Source organism: Pedobacter sp. Hv1, assembly GCF_001412215.1.
Taxonomy (GTDB): domain Bacteria; phylum Bacteroidota; class Bacteroidia; order Sphingobacteriales; family Sphingobacteriaceae; genus Pedobacter.
In genome coordinates this window covers 87,585-103,954 of record NZ_LLWP01000012.1, presented here as the reverse complement: position 1 = coordinate 103,954, position 16,370 = coordinate 87,585, and the positions used below count along the sequence as shown (strand labels likewise).

At 37.6% G+C, this 16,370-nt stretch carries 15 protein-coding genes; 9 read left to right on the top strand and 6 right to left on the bottom strand.

What is annotated here, in order from left to right; all coding sequences use genetic code 11:
• Positions 1–84 precede the first annotated feature (84 nt).
• From AQF98_RS20605 to AQF98_RS20590, 4 genes are all read left to right on the top strand, one after another.
• Positions 85–1,641 carry a bifunctional response regulator/alkaline phosphatase family protein gene (locus AQF98_RS20605; protein WP_055133856.1) on the top strand — a complete coding sequence of 519 codons (1,557 nt, stop codon included), beginning with the start codon at positions 85–87 and terminating at the stop codon, positions 1,639–1,641.
• Positions 1,642–1,705: 64 nt separating this feature from the next.
• Complete coding sequence (gene tsaE, locus AQF98_RS20600) at positions 1,706–2,164, top strand: tRNA (adenosine(37)-N6)-threonylcarbamoyltransferase complex ATPase subunit type 1 TsaE (RefSeq protein ID WP_235524278.1); 459 nt, start codon at positions 1,706–1,708, stop codon at positions 2,162–2,164.
• A gap of 90 nt (positions 2,165–2,254) precedes the next feature.
• Entirely contained in the window at positions 2,255–3,481 is a 1,227-nt protein-coding gene (locus AQF98_RS20595) for an alanine dehydrogenase (RefSeq protein WP_055133854.1), read from the top strand.
• A 7-nt stretch (positions 3,482–3,488) separates the two neighbouring features.
• Positions 3,489–4,172, top strand: a complete 684-nt coding sequence (locus AQF98_RS20590) for a M15 family metallopeptidase (protein ID WP_055133853.1) — start codon at positions 3,489–3,491, stop codon at positions 4,170–4,172.
• Here AQF98_RS20590 and AQF98_RS20585 read toward each other — a convergent pair.
• The 6 genes from AQF98_RS20585 to AQF98_RS20560 are packed head-to-tail and all read right to left on the bottom strand — an operon-like array spanning position 4,167 to position 10,168.
• On the bottom strand, positions 4,167–5,348 hold the full coding sequence (locus AQF98_RS20585) for an MFS transporter (protein WP_055133852.1): 1,182 nt from the start codon (positions 5,346–5,348) through the stop codon (positions 4,167–4,169). The two genes, AQF98_RS20590 and AQF98_RS20585, sit on opposite strands and share 6 nt — an antisense overlap.
• Before the next feature lie 8 nt (positions 5,349–5,356).
• Positions 5,357–5,881, bottom strand: coding sequence for a phosphoglycerate mutase family protein (locus tag AQF98_RS20580; RefSeq protein ID WP_082435211.1), 525 nt, complete (start codon positions 5,879–5,881; stop codon positions 5,357–5,359).
• A gap of 58 nt (positions 5,882–5,939) precedes the next feature.
• Positions 5,940–7,001 carry an aminotransferase class I/II-fold pyridoxal phosphate-dependent enzyme gene (locus AQF98_RS20575; protein ID WP_055133850.1) on the bottom strand — a complete coding sequence of 354 codons (1,062 nt, stop codon included), beginning with the start codon at positions 6,999–7,001 and terminating at the stop codon, positions 5,940–5,942.
• Positions 7,001–8,038, bottom strand: a complete 1,038-nt coding sequence (locus tag AQF98_RS20570; protein ID WP_055133849.1) for a glycosyl hydrolase family 18 protein — start codon at positions 8,036–8,038, stop codon at positions 7,001–7,003. Before AQF98_RS20570 ends, AQF98_RS20575 begins: the two co-directional genes overlap by 1 nt.
• Positions 8,035–8,832 carry an alpha/beta hydrolase family protein gene (locus AQF98_RS20565; RefSeq protein WP_161805895.1) on the bottom strand — a complete coding sequence of 266 codons (798 nt, stop codon included), beginning with the start codon at positions 8,830–8,832 and terminating at the stop codon, positions 8,035–8,037. Before AQF98_RS20565 ends, AQF98_RS20570 begins: the two co-directional genes overlap by 4 nt.
• 1 nt (position 8,833) lies before the next feature.
• Positions 8,834–10,168: a D-alanyl-D-alanine carboxypeptidase/D-alanyl-D-alanine-endopeptidase gene (locus tag AQF98_RS20560; RefSeq protein ID WP_055133847.1), complete on the bottom strand. Its 1,335-nt coding sequence runs from the start codon at positions 10,166–10,168 to the stop codon at positions 8,834–8,836.
• A gap of 53 nt (positions 10,169–10,221) precedes the next feature.
• Here AQF98_RS20560 and AQF98_RS20555 point away from each other — a divergent pair, with 53 nt between their 5' ends.
• From AQF98_RS20555 to AQF98_RS20535, 5 genes are all read left to right on the top strand, one after another.
• Positions 10,222–11,475 (top strand): pepsin/retropepsin-like aspartic protease family protein, encoded by a 1,254-nt coding sequence (locus tag AQF98_RS20555; protein ID WP_055133846.1) that lies wholly within the window; start codon positions 10,222–10,224, stop codon positions 11,473–11,475.
• Between the two features lie 102 nt (positions 11,476–11,577).
• Positions 11,578–14,073, top strand: coding sequence for a zinc-dependent metalloprotease (locus AQF98_RS20550; RefSeq protein WP_055133845.1), 2,496 nt, complete (start codon positions 11,578–11,580; stop codon positions 14,071–14,073).
• Between the two features lie 51 nt (positions 14,074–14,124).
• Complete coding sequence (locus tag AQF98_RS20545) at positions 14,125–15,003, top strand: phosphodiester glycosidase family protein (RefSeq protein WP_055133990.1); 879 nt, start codon at positions 14,125–14,127, stop codon at positions 15,001–15,003.
• 72 nt (positions 15,004–15,075) lie between these two features.
• Positions 15,076–16,044 (top strand): hypothetical protein, encoded by a 969-nt coding sequence (locus AQF98_RS20540; protein ID WP_055133844.1) that lies wholly within the window; start codon positions 15,076–15,078, stop codon positions 16,042–16,044.
• Positions 16,045–16,144: 100 nt separating this feature from the next.
• Positions 16,145–16,336 carry a cold-shock protein gene (locus tag AQF98_RS20535; RefSeq protein ID WP_055133843.1) on the top strand — a complete coding sequence of 64 codons (192 nt, stop codon included), beginning with the start codon at positions 16,145–16,147 and terminating at the stop codon, positions 16,334–16,336.
• Positions 16,337–16,370: the final 34 nt, after the last annotated feature.

Below are 16,370 nucleotides of genomic sequence, written 5' to 3'. Positions count from 1 at the left end.
TACGGTACAAAAATTGCTATTTTTATCGATAGTAAAAAAGACTAGCGCTTTTTAACCCTTTAATTTACATAAAAAGTATATATAATGCAGGACACCAAAATTTTATGGGCCGACGATGAGATTGACTTATTAAAACCACATATATTATTATTAAACGAAAAAGGCTACCATGTAACCACTTTTACCAATGGGAATGATGCCTTGGAAGCCTTTCAAAAAGAGCATTTTGACCTTGTTTTTTTAGACGAGAATATGCCGGGTATGAGCGGGCTTGAAACCTTATCGGCCATTAAGAACGTTCGTTCTGATGTGCCAGTAGTGCTGATTACCAAAAGTGAAGAAGAAAACCTGATGGAAGATGCCATCGGATCTAAAATAGACGATTACCTGATCAAACCGGTTAACCCTAAACAGGTTTTATTGACCATTAAAAAGATCATCGACAATAAACGTTTAGTAAGTGAAAGAACTTCTTCTGCCTACCAACAGGATTTTAGACGCCTTGGCATGACGTTAAACGATAAGTTGACCTACGAAGAATGGGTTGATGTGTATAAAAAACTGGTTTTTTGGGAACTAGAGCTCGAAAAATTAGACGACCCACAGATGCATGAAATTTTAACCATGCAAAAGTCTGAGGCCAATATGCAGTTCTCTAAATTTATTGAAGACCACTATTTAGATTGGTTGAGCAATAAAACTACTGCGCCTTTATTGTCTAACGAACTACTTAAAAAGAAAGCCTTTCCTTTAATCAATAATAACAATACGCCTGTATTTTTTATTCTGATTGACAATTTGCGCTATGACCAATGGAAAGTTATCAATCCATTGATTAGTGAGTATTTTAGGTTAGACGAGGAGGATACCTATTCTAGTATTTTACCAACGGCTACACAATATGCCCGTAACTCTATTTTTTCTGGCCTAATGCCTTTGGAAATGGAGAGACGCTTCCCTTCTTTGTGGCAAAATGACGACGATGAAGGGGGTAAGAACCTACATGAAGAGGCCTTTTTGGCCGATCAGATTAAACGTAGCTTACGTAAAGACTGCAAATTTAGCTACCATAAAATCTTAACTTTTGATCAGGGAAAAGAATTAACTGATAAAGTAAACAATCTGATGGACAACGAGTTCAATGCCATTGTGTACAATTTTGTGGATATGCTTTCGCATGCCCGTACAGATATGCAGATGATTCGCGAATTGGCAAATGACGATGCCGCTTATCGTTCTTTAACTTTATCGTGGTTTGAGCACTCTCCGCTATTGGATCTGTTAAAGAAAATCTCTCAAAAAAGAGTAAAAGTAATCATCACCACAGATCATGGTACCATTAGGGTAAAACATGCCAGCAAAGTTATTGGCGATAGAAATACCAATACCAATTTGCGTTACAAACAAGGCCGAAACCTAAATTATAATGCCAAAGAGGTTTTCTTAATTAAAAACCCTCACGAAGCACAATTGCCCAAAATAAACATCAGTTCTAATTACATTTTTGCAAAAGAAGACCGTTATTTCGTTTACCAGAACAATTACAATCAGTTTGTAAACTACTATAATGAAACTTTTCAGCATGGCGGTATTTCTTTAGAAGAGATGATTATTCCAATTGCAATTTATAGCTCAAAATAAATGATTATACCCTCTAAGAAATCCATCTTGTATTCGGTTTTTTAGAGGGTAAAATATAAAATACATGGTTTCGTGCGCAAACGAAGCTATCTTTGTAGCAATGAAGATCACCATTAACAACATTACAGCATTAAATTCAGTAGCAACGCAATTGCTCGACTTTGCAAACGGCAACCGTTTTTTTGTTTTTGAAGGAGAAATGGCCGCTGGCAAAACAACTTTTATCAAAGCTTTTTGCAGCGTTTTAGCTGTTGAAGATGTGGTAAGCAGTCCGACCTTTTCTATTGTAAACGAGTATCAAAGTCCAACAGGTTTAATCTATCATTTCGATTTTTACAGGTTAAAAAACCTGCAAGAAGCTTTTGACATTGGCTATGAAGAGTACTTTTACAGTGGGGAGTATTGCTTGGTAGAATGGCCTCAAAAGGTGGCAGAATTGTTACCAGAAGAATATATTAAGGTAGCAATTGCTATTACAGGAGAAACGGAAAGAACATTTACATTTAGCCACATCACTAATTGATCGCCTGTAGTTTATTGACATTTTAATGTTCAGGTTGTCGCAGAAAATCCGTAACTTCAAAGACCTAAAACTAAATACATTCCAAATATCATGGCTACAGGATTTCGCGAAGGCATGGCAGCAATTGCTCATCGAGGTTTAATGCAAACCCAAGAGGAAACGCTAGAAACCAATAAAAAAAGCAATAGTTTATACATTGGTATTCCTAAAGAAATCTCCTTTCAAGAATGTAGAATTGCATTGACCCCACTTTCTGTGGCTTTATTGATTAACAATGGGCATAAAGTGGTTATCGAATCGGGTGCTGGTGTAGGTGCCAATTTTACCGACAAAGATTATAGTGAACAAGGTGCCCAGATTTCTTTTAGCAAAAAAGATGTTTATGCTGCAGATATTATTGTAAAAATTGCCCCTCCAACTTTAGAAGAGATTGGCTTGATGCACAAAGGGCAAACCCTCATTTCGGCCTTACAAATTGGCACTTTAAAAGATTCTTATTTAAAGGCAATTCTCCACAAAAAGATCAATGCTTTATGCTTCGAGAATCTTCGCGATGAAGGAAATATATTGAGTGTGGTACGGGCCATGGGCGAAATTGTTGGCGCTGCCTCTATTTTTATTGCGGCAGAATACCTCAGTAGTGCTTTTGGTGGCAAAGGCTTAATGCTTGGTGGTTTTACGGGGGTACCGCCTACAGAAATTGTAATCTTAGGTGCAGGAACCGTAGGCGAGTATGCCGCCCGTACAGCTCTCTCTCTTGGAGCAGAGGTTAAAGTTTTTGACAGTTCTATCTTTAGGTTAAGGCGCCTACAAAACAACTTGGGTAGCCGTGTGTTTACTTCGGTAATGCAGCCTATTGTTTTGGCAAAGGCCATTACCACTTGTGATGTTGTGATTGGTGCCATTCGTTCTGAACATGGCCGCAGCCCTTGTTTGGTAATGGAAGAAACCGTTGCCAAAATGAAACCACATTCGGTAGTGGTTGATGTAAGCATAGACCAAGGAGGTTGTTTCGAAACATCGGAGGTAACCAACCATAAAGATCCTGTTTTTATTAAACATGATGTGATCCACTATTGCGTGCCCAATATAGCCTCTAGGGTGCCTCGTACAGCTTCTTATGCGCTCACCAATATATTTGCCCCAATTCTGGTAGATATTGGCGACATGGGCGGCTTAATGAACATGGTGTGGAAAAGGCCAGGTATTAGAGAGGCGTTATACTGTTATCAAGGTCATTTAACCAATAAAGATTTAGCCAACATGTACAATCTTCCTTTTAAGGATTTAGAATTGCTTGTGGTTTCTAATCAATAATTTGCAGATGAAGAATATTATCCTACTTTTCTTATTAGGTTCTTGTTTGAGTGCCTGTGCCCAAAAAAACAATCAAAATCCATACGGATTAACCATTGTTAACGATTATAGAGCCTATCATACCGATTATAAAATCAATCCTGACCATGAGCTGGTAGAGATTAAAAAAGCGATCCCTTCTGTGGTATTAGACATCCGTTACGCTACCAAAAACAATTTCATGCAACAGGTAATGTACAAGCAGGCCCGTGCTTTTGCTCGCAAACCTGTGGTAGAACAGCTCAAAAAAATCCAAGCAATTTTAAACAAAAAAGGTTATGGCCTAAAGATTTTTGATGCCTATAGACCTTATGCCATTACCGTAGCCTTTTACCAAAAAGCCAGTGATAAAAATTTTGTGGCCAACCCCGCAAAAGGATCAAAACATAACCGTGGCTGTGCCGTAGATTTAACCATTATTGACCTTAAAACAGGCAAAGATGTACCTATGCCTACACCTTACGATAGTTTTGCACCAGAAGCAGCCCCACATTTCGAAAATCTTCCTCCAGCTGTAATTAAAAATCGAGATTTTTTAATTGCCACCATGCAAGCCAATGGCTTTAAGGTAATTTATAATGAATGGTGGCATTTCGATTTTAATGGTTGGCAAGATTATGAGCTAATGGATATTCCCTTCGAAAAATTATAGTTGCTTAATCTCCGTTTTTGGCTTATAGATGAATTGTAAATACAACCAAGCTATTAATGTAATGCCTGTACAGATGTAAAAAATACTCGGAATTGTAGTTACATCTTCAATAAATAAGCTTCCGGCCAAAAGTGCGCCAAACCCTATTCCTACTTCTAAAAAGATATACATGGTAGCCACAGCTTTACCTCTATGCCCTGGTTTGCTCAAATCTATGGTCCATGCGGTTACACTTGGAGAAAGCATGCCAGAGGCAATGCCATAAATTGCAGAGGCTGTCATTAAAATAAAGGACGAGTTGGCAAAGGCAATTCCCAATAAAGAAATCATTAAAATCCACAGGGAAATTTTAATGATCGTAGTTCTTCCGTAGCGATCTGAGACCTTACCTGCCACAAAACGAATTAATAAAGAGGAAAGCGTAAAGACCATAAAAAATAATCCTTTATTGCCCGTACCTAAATGTTGGCTCCAATCAGAAATTACGGTTAAAATAACCCCATAGCTAATGTAGCTCCACAAAACAATAAGCGCTGCTGGCATTACCTGCCATTCGATAATGTCTTCCTTCTTAATTTTTAAATGGGTTAATTTAAATTTTTGCTTGTTGGGCAAGGTCTCTTTCATATTGGCCAAAATCACAATAGAGAGCAGGGCGAAAAGAGAAGAACAATAAAATAAAATATCGATAGAAAAATGTGTGGTAATTTCGCTACCAATTGCTGGCCCAATGGCCAATCCTGTACTAAAACAAATTCCATGAATGCCCATTGCTTCGCCCCATCTGTCTGACGGCACCAAATCGGCCACATAAGCAGAAGTAGCTGTTGGTTTAAACCCTGTTGAAAAACCATGGATCAACCTTAAAAATAAAAAGCCGGCCACCGAAGTAAGTATGGGATAAAGGAACCCGCATAAAAAGCAAACCAGTGAGCCTACGGCCATTACCGGCACGCGACCGACCGTATCTGTTAGCTTACCACTAAAAGGCCTAGACAAGCCCGCTGTTAATGTAAAAAGGGCAATAATTAGCCCTTTGTATTCTGCCCCTCCTAAACCAGTTAAATAAGCTGGCAGCTCTGGGATCAGCATGTTAAAACTTGCCGAGAAAAGGAAGGAACTTAAACAAACAAGGCCAAATTGAAGGGTATAAATGCTCGTTGATTTTTGTTCCATTAATGTGTTTATTCTTTTGAATGATGCGATACGCCAAAACGGTCAACTTTTACTTCTGCTTTATCACCTTTAATCGTTACCATAAAAATATAATCGTAATCGTCATCTGTAAGCTCTTTTACCGGCTTTTTTGCACCAAAGGCTTCTATAATTTCTTGAACAGTGTTGGAATGTCCGATGATCAAAATCTTTTTGCCTTTGGCATTTTCCATCAGCTGTTTGGCCAATGCATTTTGTTGTGCAGGATTATACGTTTTAATAGAAATCCCGATCTTATCTGCCAATGGATATCCCGTTAATTTTGTTCTTTTATAAGCGGTAGAAAAAATAGAATCGAGTTTTTGGCCGCCCAAATATTCTTTAAGTGCCTCTGCCCTTGCTTTTCCTTCTGAAGATAAATCTGGATCTTTGTCTTTAGGGTCGTCAGTTAATTTTTCGGCATGCCTAACTACCCAAACTTTTAATGTTTTTTGTGCATTAACGGTCTGCTGTCCAAACAGCACCATTAAAAAGATCAGTATAAAGTTTTTCATTTGTTGATGTGTGTGATTGAGTTGTGATTATAGGTCTTTTTTAAGTCTAGCTCTTATTTTAGGCGGTATCTGATAGCACTTCAATTAATGTTTGCAACGTACTTTGATCGTGCCAGCTGCTTAATACAATGCGGTTAATGATTGGCCCATCTTTATCTGGATAGGAAAAGGAAGAGACCAAAATATGTTGTTGCAATAAGCTTCGGCTAAGTTCAGCATTTTTGCAGAAATAAACCGGAAAACCTTCAACAAAATGCCACGCTTTGTTTTTGGCTAAAGCATTTGATACCAAACGCATGTTTTCTTTCAATTTTTGTAACGCTAAAGCATAAATTTCACTAGCCTGCATAAAAGCATATAGGCCCGCAGCAGCTGGTGGAGAGGCTCCTAAAAATTCTTCTGTTTGCTTCAGTTGTTTAATCAATTGCTCAGATGCCAATACCAATCCAGCGTCTACACCCAATGCCTTAGCCATAGAGGCCACAACAAGCACCTGTATGTTTTCGCCTTGTGGGATGAAGGCATAAGCTCCCAGCCCTTCGTTATTGATGCCAATGCCATGAGAATCGTCGACAATCAGCACCAATTGTTTGTCTTTGTTGATTTTTTGAACAAAAGAAAAATCATAGATTTCGGGAAACAGGTTGTTCATCGAATTACTAATGATTATCCAAGTGCTTTTTTCGCTTTGATTTATTTCTGCTACCAAACTGTCTGCCCAATTGGTAAAAGCACCTTCAACTTTTGGATTTTCATTTTGCCATAACGCTGGGTGCGTAGCGGGGGCATAACGAACTTCGCCAAATTTTGACAGCTCTTTAACCACAAGTTTAGCTGCCAAATACCCACTTGAGGTAATTAAAGCTGCTTCTGATCCAAAACTGCTTGCCGCAAAGCTTTCTGCTTGGTTATAAATTCCCAATTGTACATTGTTCGTTCTGCTGGTGCCATTATTTAATCCGAAGCGTTTGATTCCTGTTAAATAATGCTGAAAAAACACTTCATCCTGCGGAATTCCTAAATAAGCAGTCCCTCCAAAATATAAATAATCGTGGCCACCCACCTCAATTTTCGAAGACAGTGGGCGCTCAAGTTGATCAAACTTTGGTTCTTCCTGCATTAGTAGGCTCTACCTAATTGATCATTTGCGGCTTTAATTAACGATCTTGAGTTGTTAGAATCGTGCGAAAACTCCCAAAACATAATGCCATTTGCTCTGTCTTTGGCCAATTGCGCCTTTTGTTTAACCAGTGTAATTCCGTTAAATCCATAATCAACACCTGCAACCGTTGCTAAATTTGAATTCACATCTACACCGGCAGTAGCTTCAATATCTCGGTATCCTTTAGAAGAACCTGATGCATTTTCTCCATACAGCGGAATTCCTACAATTGCCTTAACTTTTGGCAAAGCTTTGGTGCCAAGCCACACGTCAAGACTGGCTACACTCATTTTATAAGAGGCATGGTTTAAAGGTTCTGTACTATCATAGCCAGGGCCATCGTATTGCATGATGTTAAAAAAGTCTACATATTGATGTGCTTCTGCTTTAACGCCGTCTCTTATCCCTCCGGCATAAACAGCAGGCGTAACCGCAGCACTTAAAAATTTGTTAATTTTATGCAGTTCTGTTGAAAGTTCTTTTACCAATAAAACGTAAGTATCTGCAGAACCATTGCTTGTACTTGGGTATTCCCAATCTAAATCAACACCATCCAAATCGTTGTTTTTTGCAAAAGCAACCACATTGGTTACAAATCTGGTACGGGCTTCAGCGGTACTGGCCAAGGTTACAAAATTTGCACTGCTTCCCATGATAGATATCCCAAACTTTACCTTATTTTCTTTTGCTCTTTGTTTAACCACAGCAAACCTTGTTGGTTCAGAAAGTGCATTTAACGATCCATCGGCAATTGGGTTGATATTTAAAAAGGCATAAAACAAATGGGTAATCATTTTATATTTTGAGACATCTACCGTTGCTGGATCTCTATAACTTGGCATATAAGCTACAATCTTAAAGCTATTATCTGGCACGTACACGGTTACGGGAGGTGTTACCGGAGGACCTGGTACAGGTGTACTATCACTTTTTTTACATGCATTGAAGCCGATTAAGGCTAGCGCTGATACGAATAGTAAGTTTTTTAATTTCATTTTATGAGCTGCTTGTTAAAGAATTCAAATTGTTGTTTAATTGATTTTGCCCAATAAGCCTTATTATGTGCTCCTGGTTGAGAAATATAAGTAGCGTTCAGTTTTAATGAATCACATTTCTGTTTCAATTGATTGTTAGATTGATAAAAGAAATCGTCAGCACCACAATCAAATATAATTGGTTTGGTATTGCCTTTCAACTTATCGATGTTGAAGTACACAGAAAATTTTTGCCATAGCTCATCATTTGCTGGGGGATTCCCTAATAAATCGCCTAAGCCAAATTTTCCAAAACCATCAGATAGTTTAACTCCACCGCTTGTGCTCCCAGCCCCACTAAATAGTTCTGGCCTTTTAATAAATAGATAAAGCGCTCCATGGCCACCCATGCTCAAACCGCTAATAAAGATATTCCGGTCGTCTACACTGTATTTATTTTTAATATCAGGATACAGCTCATCAAAAAAGAAATTTTCATATTGCCAGTCTGGTTTTGCAGGGCTATTTAAGTACCAGCTGCTAAATAATCCATCCGGACAAACCACAATTAAATTATACTCATCAGCATATTTTTGAGCATCCATAATGTTATGCCATTGTTTGTAATTGCCACTATAACCATGCAGTAAAAAAATAACGGGTAATTTTTCTGTTTTTTTATAGCTTTTGGGCTTAAAAACCCAAGTAGTGTCTGGCTTTGGCAAATTTTTGCTTTGATAAACAATTTGTTCTTGCGCACATACCATTTGCTGTAAAACAAGTACAGCAATTAAAGACAGTAATACTTTTTTCATTTTAAAAATTATCATGGATATAGGTCATTATTCTTACCATTTCTTTTCTAATGTCTGCTGTTGGCAGCACAAAATTGTTGTTCATAAAAGAAAATATCAACGTTCTTCCTTTTTTGGTCACTACGTAACCGCTTTGGTTATGGTTACCTGTCAAACTACCTGTTTTACCAAACACAAAAGGATGGTCTGTTTTAGGGTAGGCATTTTTTAAGGTGCCTGTTTTTCCACCAGCAGGCAGCAGGCTAAACAATCTTTCCTGATTATTTACTTCTTTGTAGATCAACTCTAATAAGGCAACCATATCTCTAGGCGTAAACAGATTCCCTCTTGATAAGCCCGAGCCATCTACCCATTTTGGTTTATCTGGAAGTGTAGACAGGTATTGGGTATTGATTCGGTTAATGATTTTTGCCGTATTCATCTCCTCCCCCAATTTATCAGCATAAACCAATAACAATTGTTCGGCAATAAAATTATCACTTGGCAAGAGCATCTGCTTAAATACAGAATCGCTTTTTAGGTTGTAGATTGTTTTTGCATTTGCAGGCATTTTCATCTGAACCAGTCCCACATTTTTGTGAAGTGTATCTGCCAACAAACTCATTGTGGTGGCTAAACTTGTTTTATATGGAATTTGTTGTGCATATTTTGCTGGAATAGTACTTTGTGGGTAGTGAAATGTATTGACATTAAAGTCTCTTACCACTTTAAAGGGTTTTGTTTTTTCGGTACTATCTTTAACAAAACAGGCATTAAATGTTTGAGGAGAAATCTGCATCACCCCTTCTTTTGTCGCACTTACCAAAACCACATTATCCATTAAAGGAAGTTCATTGATTTCTGGTTGATAGTAATCGTTGTAATCATCCCACTGCCAACCACTGCCATAAAAATCGCCAGTGTATCTGCCTGGTGCAAAAAACAGTTTTTTATCTGTCTGTTTTAAAAAATTGAAGGCTTTTGTTCCTTTGAGTTGGCTTTGCAAAAAAGATGGATCTCCGGTACCCCAAAAAATCAGTGAATCTTGCTTTTCAATATATCTTAAGGATGGGATTGAATCTGGGATAATTTTTAAGCCCGCGTAAAAAGTATATAGTTTTGTGTTAGATGCTGGGGTAAAATATTTAGCCGCATCCTTCTCAAAGATCATTTCTTTTTTTTCTTTATCATATAATGCAAATCCAACTTGATATTGCTTTATAATCGAAGAGTTTTTAAATTCTTTTTGTACTTTATTTCTTATAATTCGGTTGGGTGCGCAAGCAAAAAGACAAGAAGTTAAAACTAGGATAAAATAAATCGGTCTCTTTATGTTACTTTCGATGCGTTTTTGCATTTATAAATTCATTAATAATAGAAATGTGCGCCCTAATTTATTAATTTAGTTTTATGAAATATCGGATTAACCAAATAAAACCTCCGTTTATCATTTTCATTTTTACACTAATTGGGCTGCAAATCTGCTTTTCAGGGGATAGCTATGCTCAAAAATTCACTTTTCCCAATGGGATTAAAAGAGATGCCATCGCTTTTAAAAAAGTAAAAAACCTAATTATCATCCCTATTTTTATCAATGGCAAGGGACCATTTAATTTTTTATTAGATACAGGAGTAGATCCGCTTATTATTACCGACGTTGCTTTAATTGACAGTTTGAATATAAGAGATGTTAGACCAGTTAAAATTAATGGCGTTGGCGCCGGCAAAGAAATCAATGCCCTTTACTCTGTAGACCCAGCGATCAATGTTGGCGAGGCAAGTATGTCTAACATGCCCACTGTTATTCTAAAAGAAGATGTTTTTAACTTATCTGGCTATCTGGGTGTAAAAATCTCTGGCCTAATTGGCTTTTATTTTTTCAATAGCTTCGTCGTAAAAATCAATTATTATACCAACAGGGTCAGTTTTAGGCTGCCAGAAACAAAAGGAAGAATTAGGGGTGTAAAGCTTGATTTAGAGATTCTAGAAAACAAGCCCTACATTAACACGTTATTGACCTCACCCAATTTAGGAGAAATTCCGGCAAAGCTTATTATAGATTGTGGAGCAAGTCATGCCCTGTCTCTAGAAATGTATAAAGACAACCTATTTCCCATACCTACTCCAAGTATCCCAGGTAATTTGGGCGTTGGGCTAAGTGGAGAGATTAGTGGAGACATTAGTAGGATTAATTCCATTAAACTAGGCACTTATACCATAAAAAACGTACTTACTAACTTCCCGAACTACAATGAGGTGGCGGCAAAAACCAAACAGAAAGGTAGAAACGGAAATTTGGGGGCCGATATTTTAAAGAACTTTCATGTAACTTTTGATTACTCGAACAATGCGATGTACCTCAAAAAGAACAATTATTTTGGTACCCCATTTGAACATGATATGTCTGGTATGGAAATTTATGTCCAAAATGATGCTTATCCAAGGTTCATTATCAGTCGGATAGAAGTTGGGTCTCAGGCAGAGAAAGCGGGTTTTAAAGTGAGTGATGAAATTATCTCCGTTAATTTTAAAAGCACAGAGGCTTATACTTTAGATGAATTAACCTCTCTGTTAAAATCAGATCGCGGACGTACCGTACTCATCGAAATTGTTAGAGATAAAAGTATCTTAATCAAACTCTTGACTTTAAAAAGTAGAATTTAATGCGGGCCTATTCAATTGTAACTTTTTAGATACGGCGTGCTTTTGCGCTAGTTCAATCCTATTTTTAGCCCTTTAATACCAAACTAACTTATTAAAAACATCATGATTAAAAATCAAAACTTATTAGCTGCGGCTGGTTTGGTTTTTTTATGTGCGGTGGGCAGTACTACTGCTTATGCACAGAATAAAAAACCAACTACTCCTCCAGCTACGGTTGCTCCAGCGGCTGCGCCTGCTGCTGCACCTAAAAAAGAGGGCATTAAAGCTTTTGCTGAGGTTATTACCGCAAAGGCAAAAAGTAAATCGGGTCTATTTAAAACTCATAAAGTAGACGATAAATGGTATTTTGAAATTCCAGACTCGGTATTAAACCGCGAAATGTTGGTAGTAACCCGTTTGGCAAAAGTACCTTCTCGTGTTAAGGTTGGCAACCAACAATATGGTGGCGAGCAACTAAACGAACAAGTTTGGCAATGGGAGCGTCGTGGTAAACAGATCTTTATCCGTGTACCGAGCTACGCTATTCGTGCTGCTGAAAATTCAGACATGTACCAGTCTGTTAAAAATTCAAACTTGTCAAGTATCCTTGCTTCTTTTGAAATTAAGGCTTACAACAAAGATACCACAGGTGTTGTAATTGATGTTACCGACTTTTATAACGGTGATATTTTGGCTATTGGTGCTTCTGATGAGTTGAGAAAAGCTTACAAAACCACCATGTATGATGCTACCAGATCGTATGTTGACACGATCAAAACCTATCCATTGAACATTGAAGTAGTAACTGCTAAAACTTATCGTTCTGCAGAGTCGCCTATTGATAACTCTATTGGCGCCATTACTTACGAATTCAACACTTCGATGCTTTTATTACCAAAAAAACCGGTAAAAGCACGTTTAATGGACGCTCGTGTAGGTTACTTCGGACAAGGACAAACTGATTATGGTACAGATGCACAAAAGGCAGAACGTACGGCCTATATCCACCGTTGGAACTTGGTACCAAAAGATACCGCAGCTTATAAACGTGGCGAGTTGGTTGAACCAATTAAACCAATTACCATTTATATCGACCCTGCAACCCCTAAAAAATGGGTTCCATATCTAATTAAAGGGATTAACGATTGGCAAGTTGCTTTTGAGGCTGCTGGTTTCAAAAATGCCATTATTGGTAAAGAAGCTCCAACTCCTCAACAAGATCCAGAATTTAGTGTAGACGATTCTCGTTATTCTGTGGTACGTTATTTTGCTTCTGATATTGCCAATGCTTATGGACCACACGTTTCTGATCCACGTACTGGACAAATTTTAGAAACACACATTGGTTGGTACCATAATGTAATGAACTTATTAAGAAACTGGTTCTTTGTACAAACCGCAGCCATTAATCCTGAGGCACGTAAAGCGAAGTTTACAGACCACCAAATGGGTGAGTTGATCCGTTTTGTATCTTCACACGAAATTGGCCACACTTTAGGTTTGCCACACAACTTTGGTTCAAGTTATGCTTATCCAGTAGATTCTTTACGTTCTAAATCATTTACCGATAAATATGCTACAGCACCTTCTATTATGGATTATGCTCGTTTCAATTACGTAGCACAACCAGGTGATGGCGTAGTAAGAATGTTCCCAGGTATTGGAGAATACGACAAATGGGCTATTAAATGGGGTTATTCTTGGTTCCCAGGCAACTTAACTGTTGAGCAAGAAAAAGAAAAATTAGATGTTTGGACTAAAGAAAAAGCGGGCAACCCACTTTATTTCTATGGCCGTCAAGGAAACCCTTACGATCCACGTGATCAAAGTGAGGATTTGGGCGACAATGCCATGAAAGCGAGTACTTATGGTATTGCCAACCTTAAACGTATTTTACCAAATATCGAAAAATGGACTTACCAAAAAGGTAAAGACTATAGCGATTTAAGTGAACTTTATGGAGAAGTAATTGGTCAATTTAACCGTTACATGGGCCATGTTACCTTTAACATTGGTGGTTTAAGTGAAAACTACAAAACCTACGATCAAGCTGGTGCAGTTTACAACTATGTATCTAAAGCCAAACAAAGAGAAGCCGTAGCTTTCTTGAACCAACAATTATTTACCACACCACTTTGGATGATCAACAGTGAGCAGTTAAATAAATTTGACAATGGTTCGATGTTAACCAGAATTAAAAGCGTTCAAACGGCTACAATTAGCAACATTTTAAGTTCATCAAGATTGCTTCGCTTATTAGATAACGAAACCAAAAATGGTGCAACGGCTTATACCATGCCAGAGTTATTTACCGATTTACGTGGAACTATCTTTGCTGCTAGCAGACCAGATGCGTTTAAACGTAATTTACAAAGAGGTTATATTGACAGATTGGGTAGCCTAATGGTTGATGCTCCTCTTCCAATGGGTTTACCTCCAGGCTTTTCATTTACACCAGTAAATGTTGGTGTTACAGATATTAGACCACTAGTTAGAGTAGAGCTGAAAACTTTATTAGCTACCGCTAAAGCACGTGCAGTAGCTGGCGATGCAGCCACTAAAGCACACTACGATGATTTAGCTGTTAGAATAAACGACATTCTAGATCCTAAAAAATAATTCATTTAAACCCGCTCAACCAATTGAGCGGGTTTTTTTATGCCCTTTGTGATGTTAAAAAGAACCTTATTTTTTTTATTTGTTGTAACAAGTAATTTCGCTTTTGCCCAGAATGTAGATTCGCTAACCTTTGTAAAAGCCAAATGGCATCAACAAAAAATTGCTAAAAAAACGAAATTGATTACCCATCATTTCGATGGAAAAAACCTCTTCCTTGCCAATCAGAATATTTCTTATATCGAAGTAAAAAACAAAGGTAATGCACCTTTATTTGCCATTGGTTATGAAGTAAAGGAATTGAAAAAGACTGATGTATTTGGCAAAGAACAACAGGCCATTGCAGCAATTAATGGCACCTTTTTCGACACTAAAAATGGTGGCTCGGTTGATTTTATCAAAGCTAATGGAACAATAATTAACCCCAACAAGTTAGAGAAAGGCAATAAAAGGGCCCGCCACCAACAAGCGGCTGTGGTAATTACAAAAGGAAAGTTGGCTTTAAAAAAATGGGATGGCACGGATAAATGGGAAGAAAATTTACCAGAAGAAGAAGTGATGTTAAGCGGCCCACTATTAGTTTTTGATCAACAAGATCAGGCTTTAGATACTGCTGCTTTTAATCGTTTGCGCCACCCAAGAAGCGCAATCGGTATCAAACCTAACGGTAGGGTAATCTTATTAACAGTTGATGGAAGACATGAAAACTCGGCCGGAATGAGCTTATTTGAGCTTACAAAGGTAATGCGTTGGTTAGGTTGCACAAGTGCCATTAATTTAGATGGAGGTGGTTCTACTGCCTTATGGGTGAGCACAGCTCCTGAAAATGGCATTGTCAATTATCCATCAGACAATAAAAAATGGGACCACGAAGGTGCAAGGAAAGTTGCCAATGTGATTTTACTGAAAGATAAAAAAAACAATAAAGAATAAATTTGGAGGTTTAACATATCAGAAAAACAATAATATATTTGCCGCTGTTTATTCCTGACCATTTGATTTAAGATGAAGCTTAATCCTTTTTTCTTCTTTGCGCTGATTGCATCCGCGCTGTTTTTCTTTTCTTGTAATTCTGACTCTAAAAAAAGTGAAAAACAGGTTAATAAGAATGATCCCGAAGAAAACCCAGTCAACAACCTCAGTTTTAAAGATGTTGATGGGATCCGTTTCTATGAAGTAAAACGTCGTTTTAAAAATGGATTATCATTTAACGAGGTTGGATTTCAACAGGAACCTACTTGGATTATACAATTCAAGGCTCCAGATACGATGCTTGCTTATAGTCCAGAAAAACAAGGCATGGAAGCATTTTATTTACAATACGACCATGGCAAAGTCTATAATTTTGCCCGTGAGTTTTTTAGGGCTATCGCGATCAATAAAGACAGTTTGGTTTTACAACGGCTTCAGGTAGATGGAAAAGTAATCTCAAACGATATTCGCTCTGATGTTTATTGTATCTACTACACGAAAGATTACATTGAGAACAAATTAAAAACCACTGTTGGCGAATTACAGCGCTCGAGCCCTGCAGATACGGCTTATATTAAAAAGCTATCTGAAAGAACCTACCGCAACCCTAGCAACGCAGATACTGCTTTTGCCGCAAGACAACCTGTAGTGTTTACACCTAAAAATGCCTACATCACCGTTGAAAAACAGAGCACTGTAGATGCCCTGAACAATAGAACACGGGCATACGATTATTTATATCCAGAATATAGGATCGTAATCAAACGCTCCTACAAACAATTTGCCTATCGTTTTTCTGTTGTTGTAGATAGCAAAGGTCAAATGTATGTAAACAGAGTTGAAGGCGTAATGAAAGAGGATATGCCCCATCGAAAAAAATTATTACAAGGAATTGTTGACGTCTATTTAAAAAATATGTTAACCATTAGCCCTGGAACAACCCTTGGTATTCCACACTCTAGCGAAATTACCTTAAATGTAGCAGGAAAATTGGCGCCATAATTGCCTCTCTTTAAACTATATTTATCAAAAAATGAGGGATTTGCATTTTATTAAAATAAAAATACCTACCTTGCGCACTTAATTATTAATACATAATACAATGCAAGAAGGAACAGTAAAATTTTTTAATGTAACTAAAGGTTTCGGATTTATCGTACCAGCTAACGGCGATAGCGAAATTTTTGTACATTCAACAGGCCTTATCGATGAAATTCGTGAAAACGACAAAGTTGAATACGATGTTGAAAGCGGTAAAAAAGGCTTGAACGCCGTTAATGTGAAAGTAATCTAATTATTATCATATTTTACCAAGCATCCTGATCACC

Excerpts from the sequence above, each read along its gene's own strand:
- AQF98_RS20605 (WP_055133856.1), top strand. The coding sequence starts at position 85 with ATGCAGGACACCAAAATTTTATGGGCCGACGATGAGATTGACTTATTA.
- tsaE (WP_235524278.1), top strand. The coding sequence starts at position 1,706 with ATGGTTTCGTGCGCAAACGAAGCTATCTTTGTAGCAATGAAGATCACC.
- AQF98_RS20595 (WP_055133854.1), top strand. The coding sequence starts at position 2,255 with ATGGCTACAGGATTTCGCGAAGGCATGGCAGCAATTGCTCATCGAGGT.
- AQF98_RS20590 (WP_055133853.1), top strand. The coding sequence starts at position 3,489 with ATGAAGAATATTATCCTACTTTTCTTATTAGGTTCTTGTTTGAGTGCC.
- AQF98_RS20585 (WP_055133852.1), bottom strand. The coding sequence starts at position 5,348 with ATGGAACAAAAATCAACGAGCATTTATACCCTTCAATTTGGCCTTGTT.
- AQF98_RS20580 (WP_082435211.1), bottom strand. The coding sequence starts at position 5,881 with ATGAAAAACTTTATACTGATCTTTTTAATGGTGCTGTTTGGACAGCAG.
- AQF98_RS20575 (WP_055133850.1), bottom strand. The coding sequence starts at position 7,001 with ATGCAGGAAGAACCAAAGTTTGATCAACTTGAGCGCCCACTGTCTTCG.
- AQF98_RS20570 (WP_055133849.1), bottom strand. The coding sequence starts at position 8,038 with ATGAAATTAAAAAACTTACTATTCGTATCAGCGCTAGCCTTAATCGGC.
- AQF98_RS20565 (WP_161805895.1), bottom strand. The coding sequence starts at position 8,832 with ATGAAAAAAGTATTACTGTCTTTAATTGCTGTACTTGTTTTACAGCAA.
- AQF98_RS20560 (WP_055133847.1), bottom strand. The coding sequence starts at position 10,168 with ATGCAAAAACGCATCGAAAGTAACATAAAGAGACCGATTTATTTTATC.
- AQF98_RS20555 (WP_055133846.1), top strand. The coding sequence starts at position 10,222 with ATGAAATATCGGATTAACCAAATAAAACCTCCGTTTATCATTTTCATT.
- AQF98_RS20550 (WP_055133845.1), top strand. The coding sequence starts at position 11,578 with ATGATTAAAAATCAAAACTTATTAGCTGCGGCTGGTTTGGTTTTTTTA.
- AQF98_RS20545 (WP_055133990.1), top strand. The coding sequence starts at position 14,125 with ATGTTAAAAAGAACCTTATTTTTTTTATTTGTTGTAACAAGTAATTTC.
- AQF98_RS20540 (WP_055133844.1), top strand. The coding sequence starts at position 15,076 with ATGAAGCTTAATCCTTTTTTCTTCTTTGCGCTGATTGCATCCGCGCTG.
- AQF98_RS20535 (WP_055133843.1), top strand. The coding sequence starts at position 16,145 with ATGCAAGAAGGAACAGTAAAATTTTTTAATGTAACTAAAGGTTTCGGA.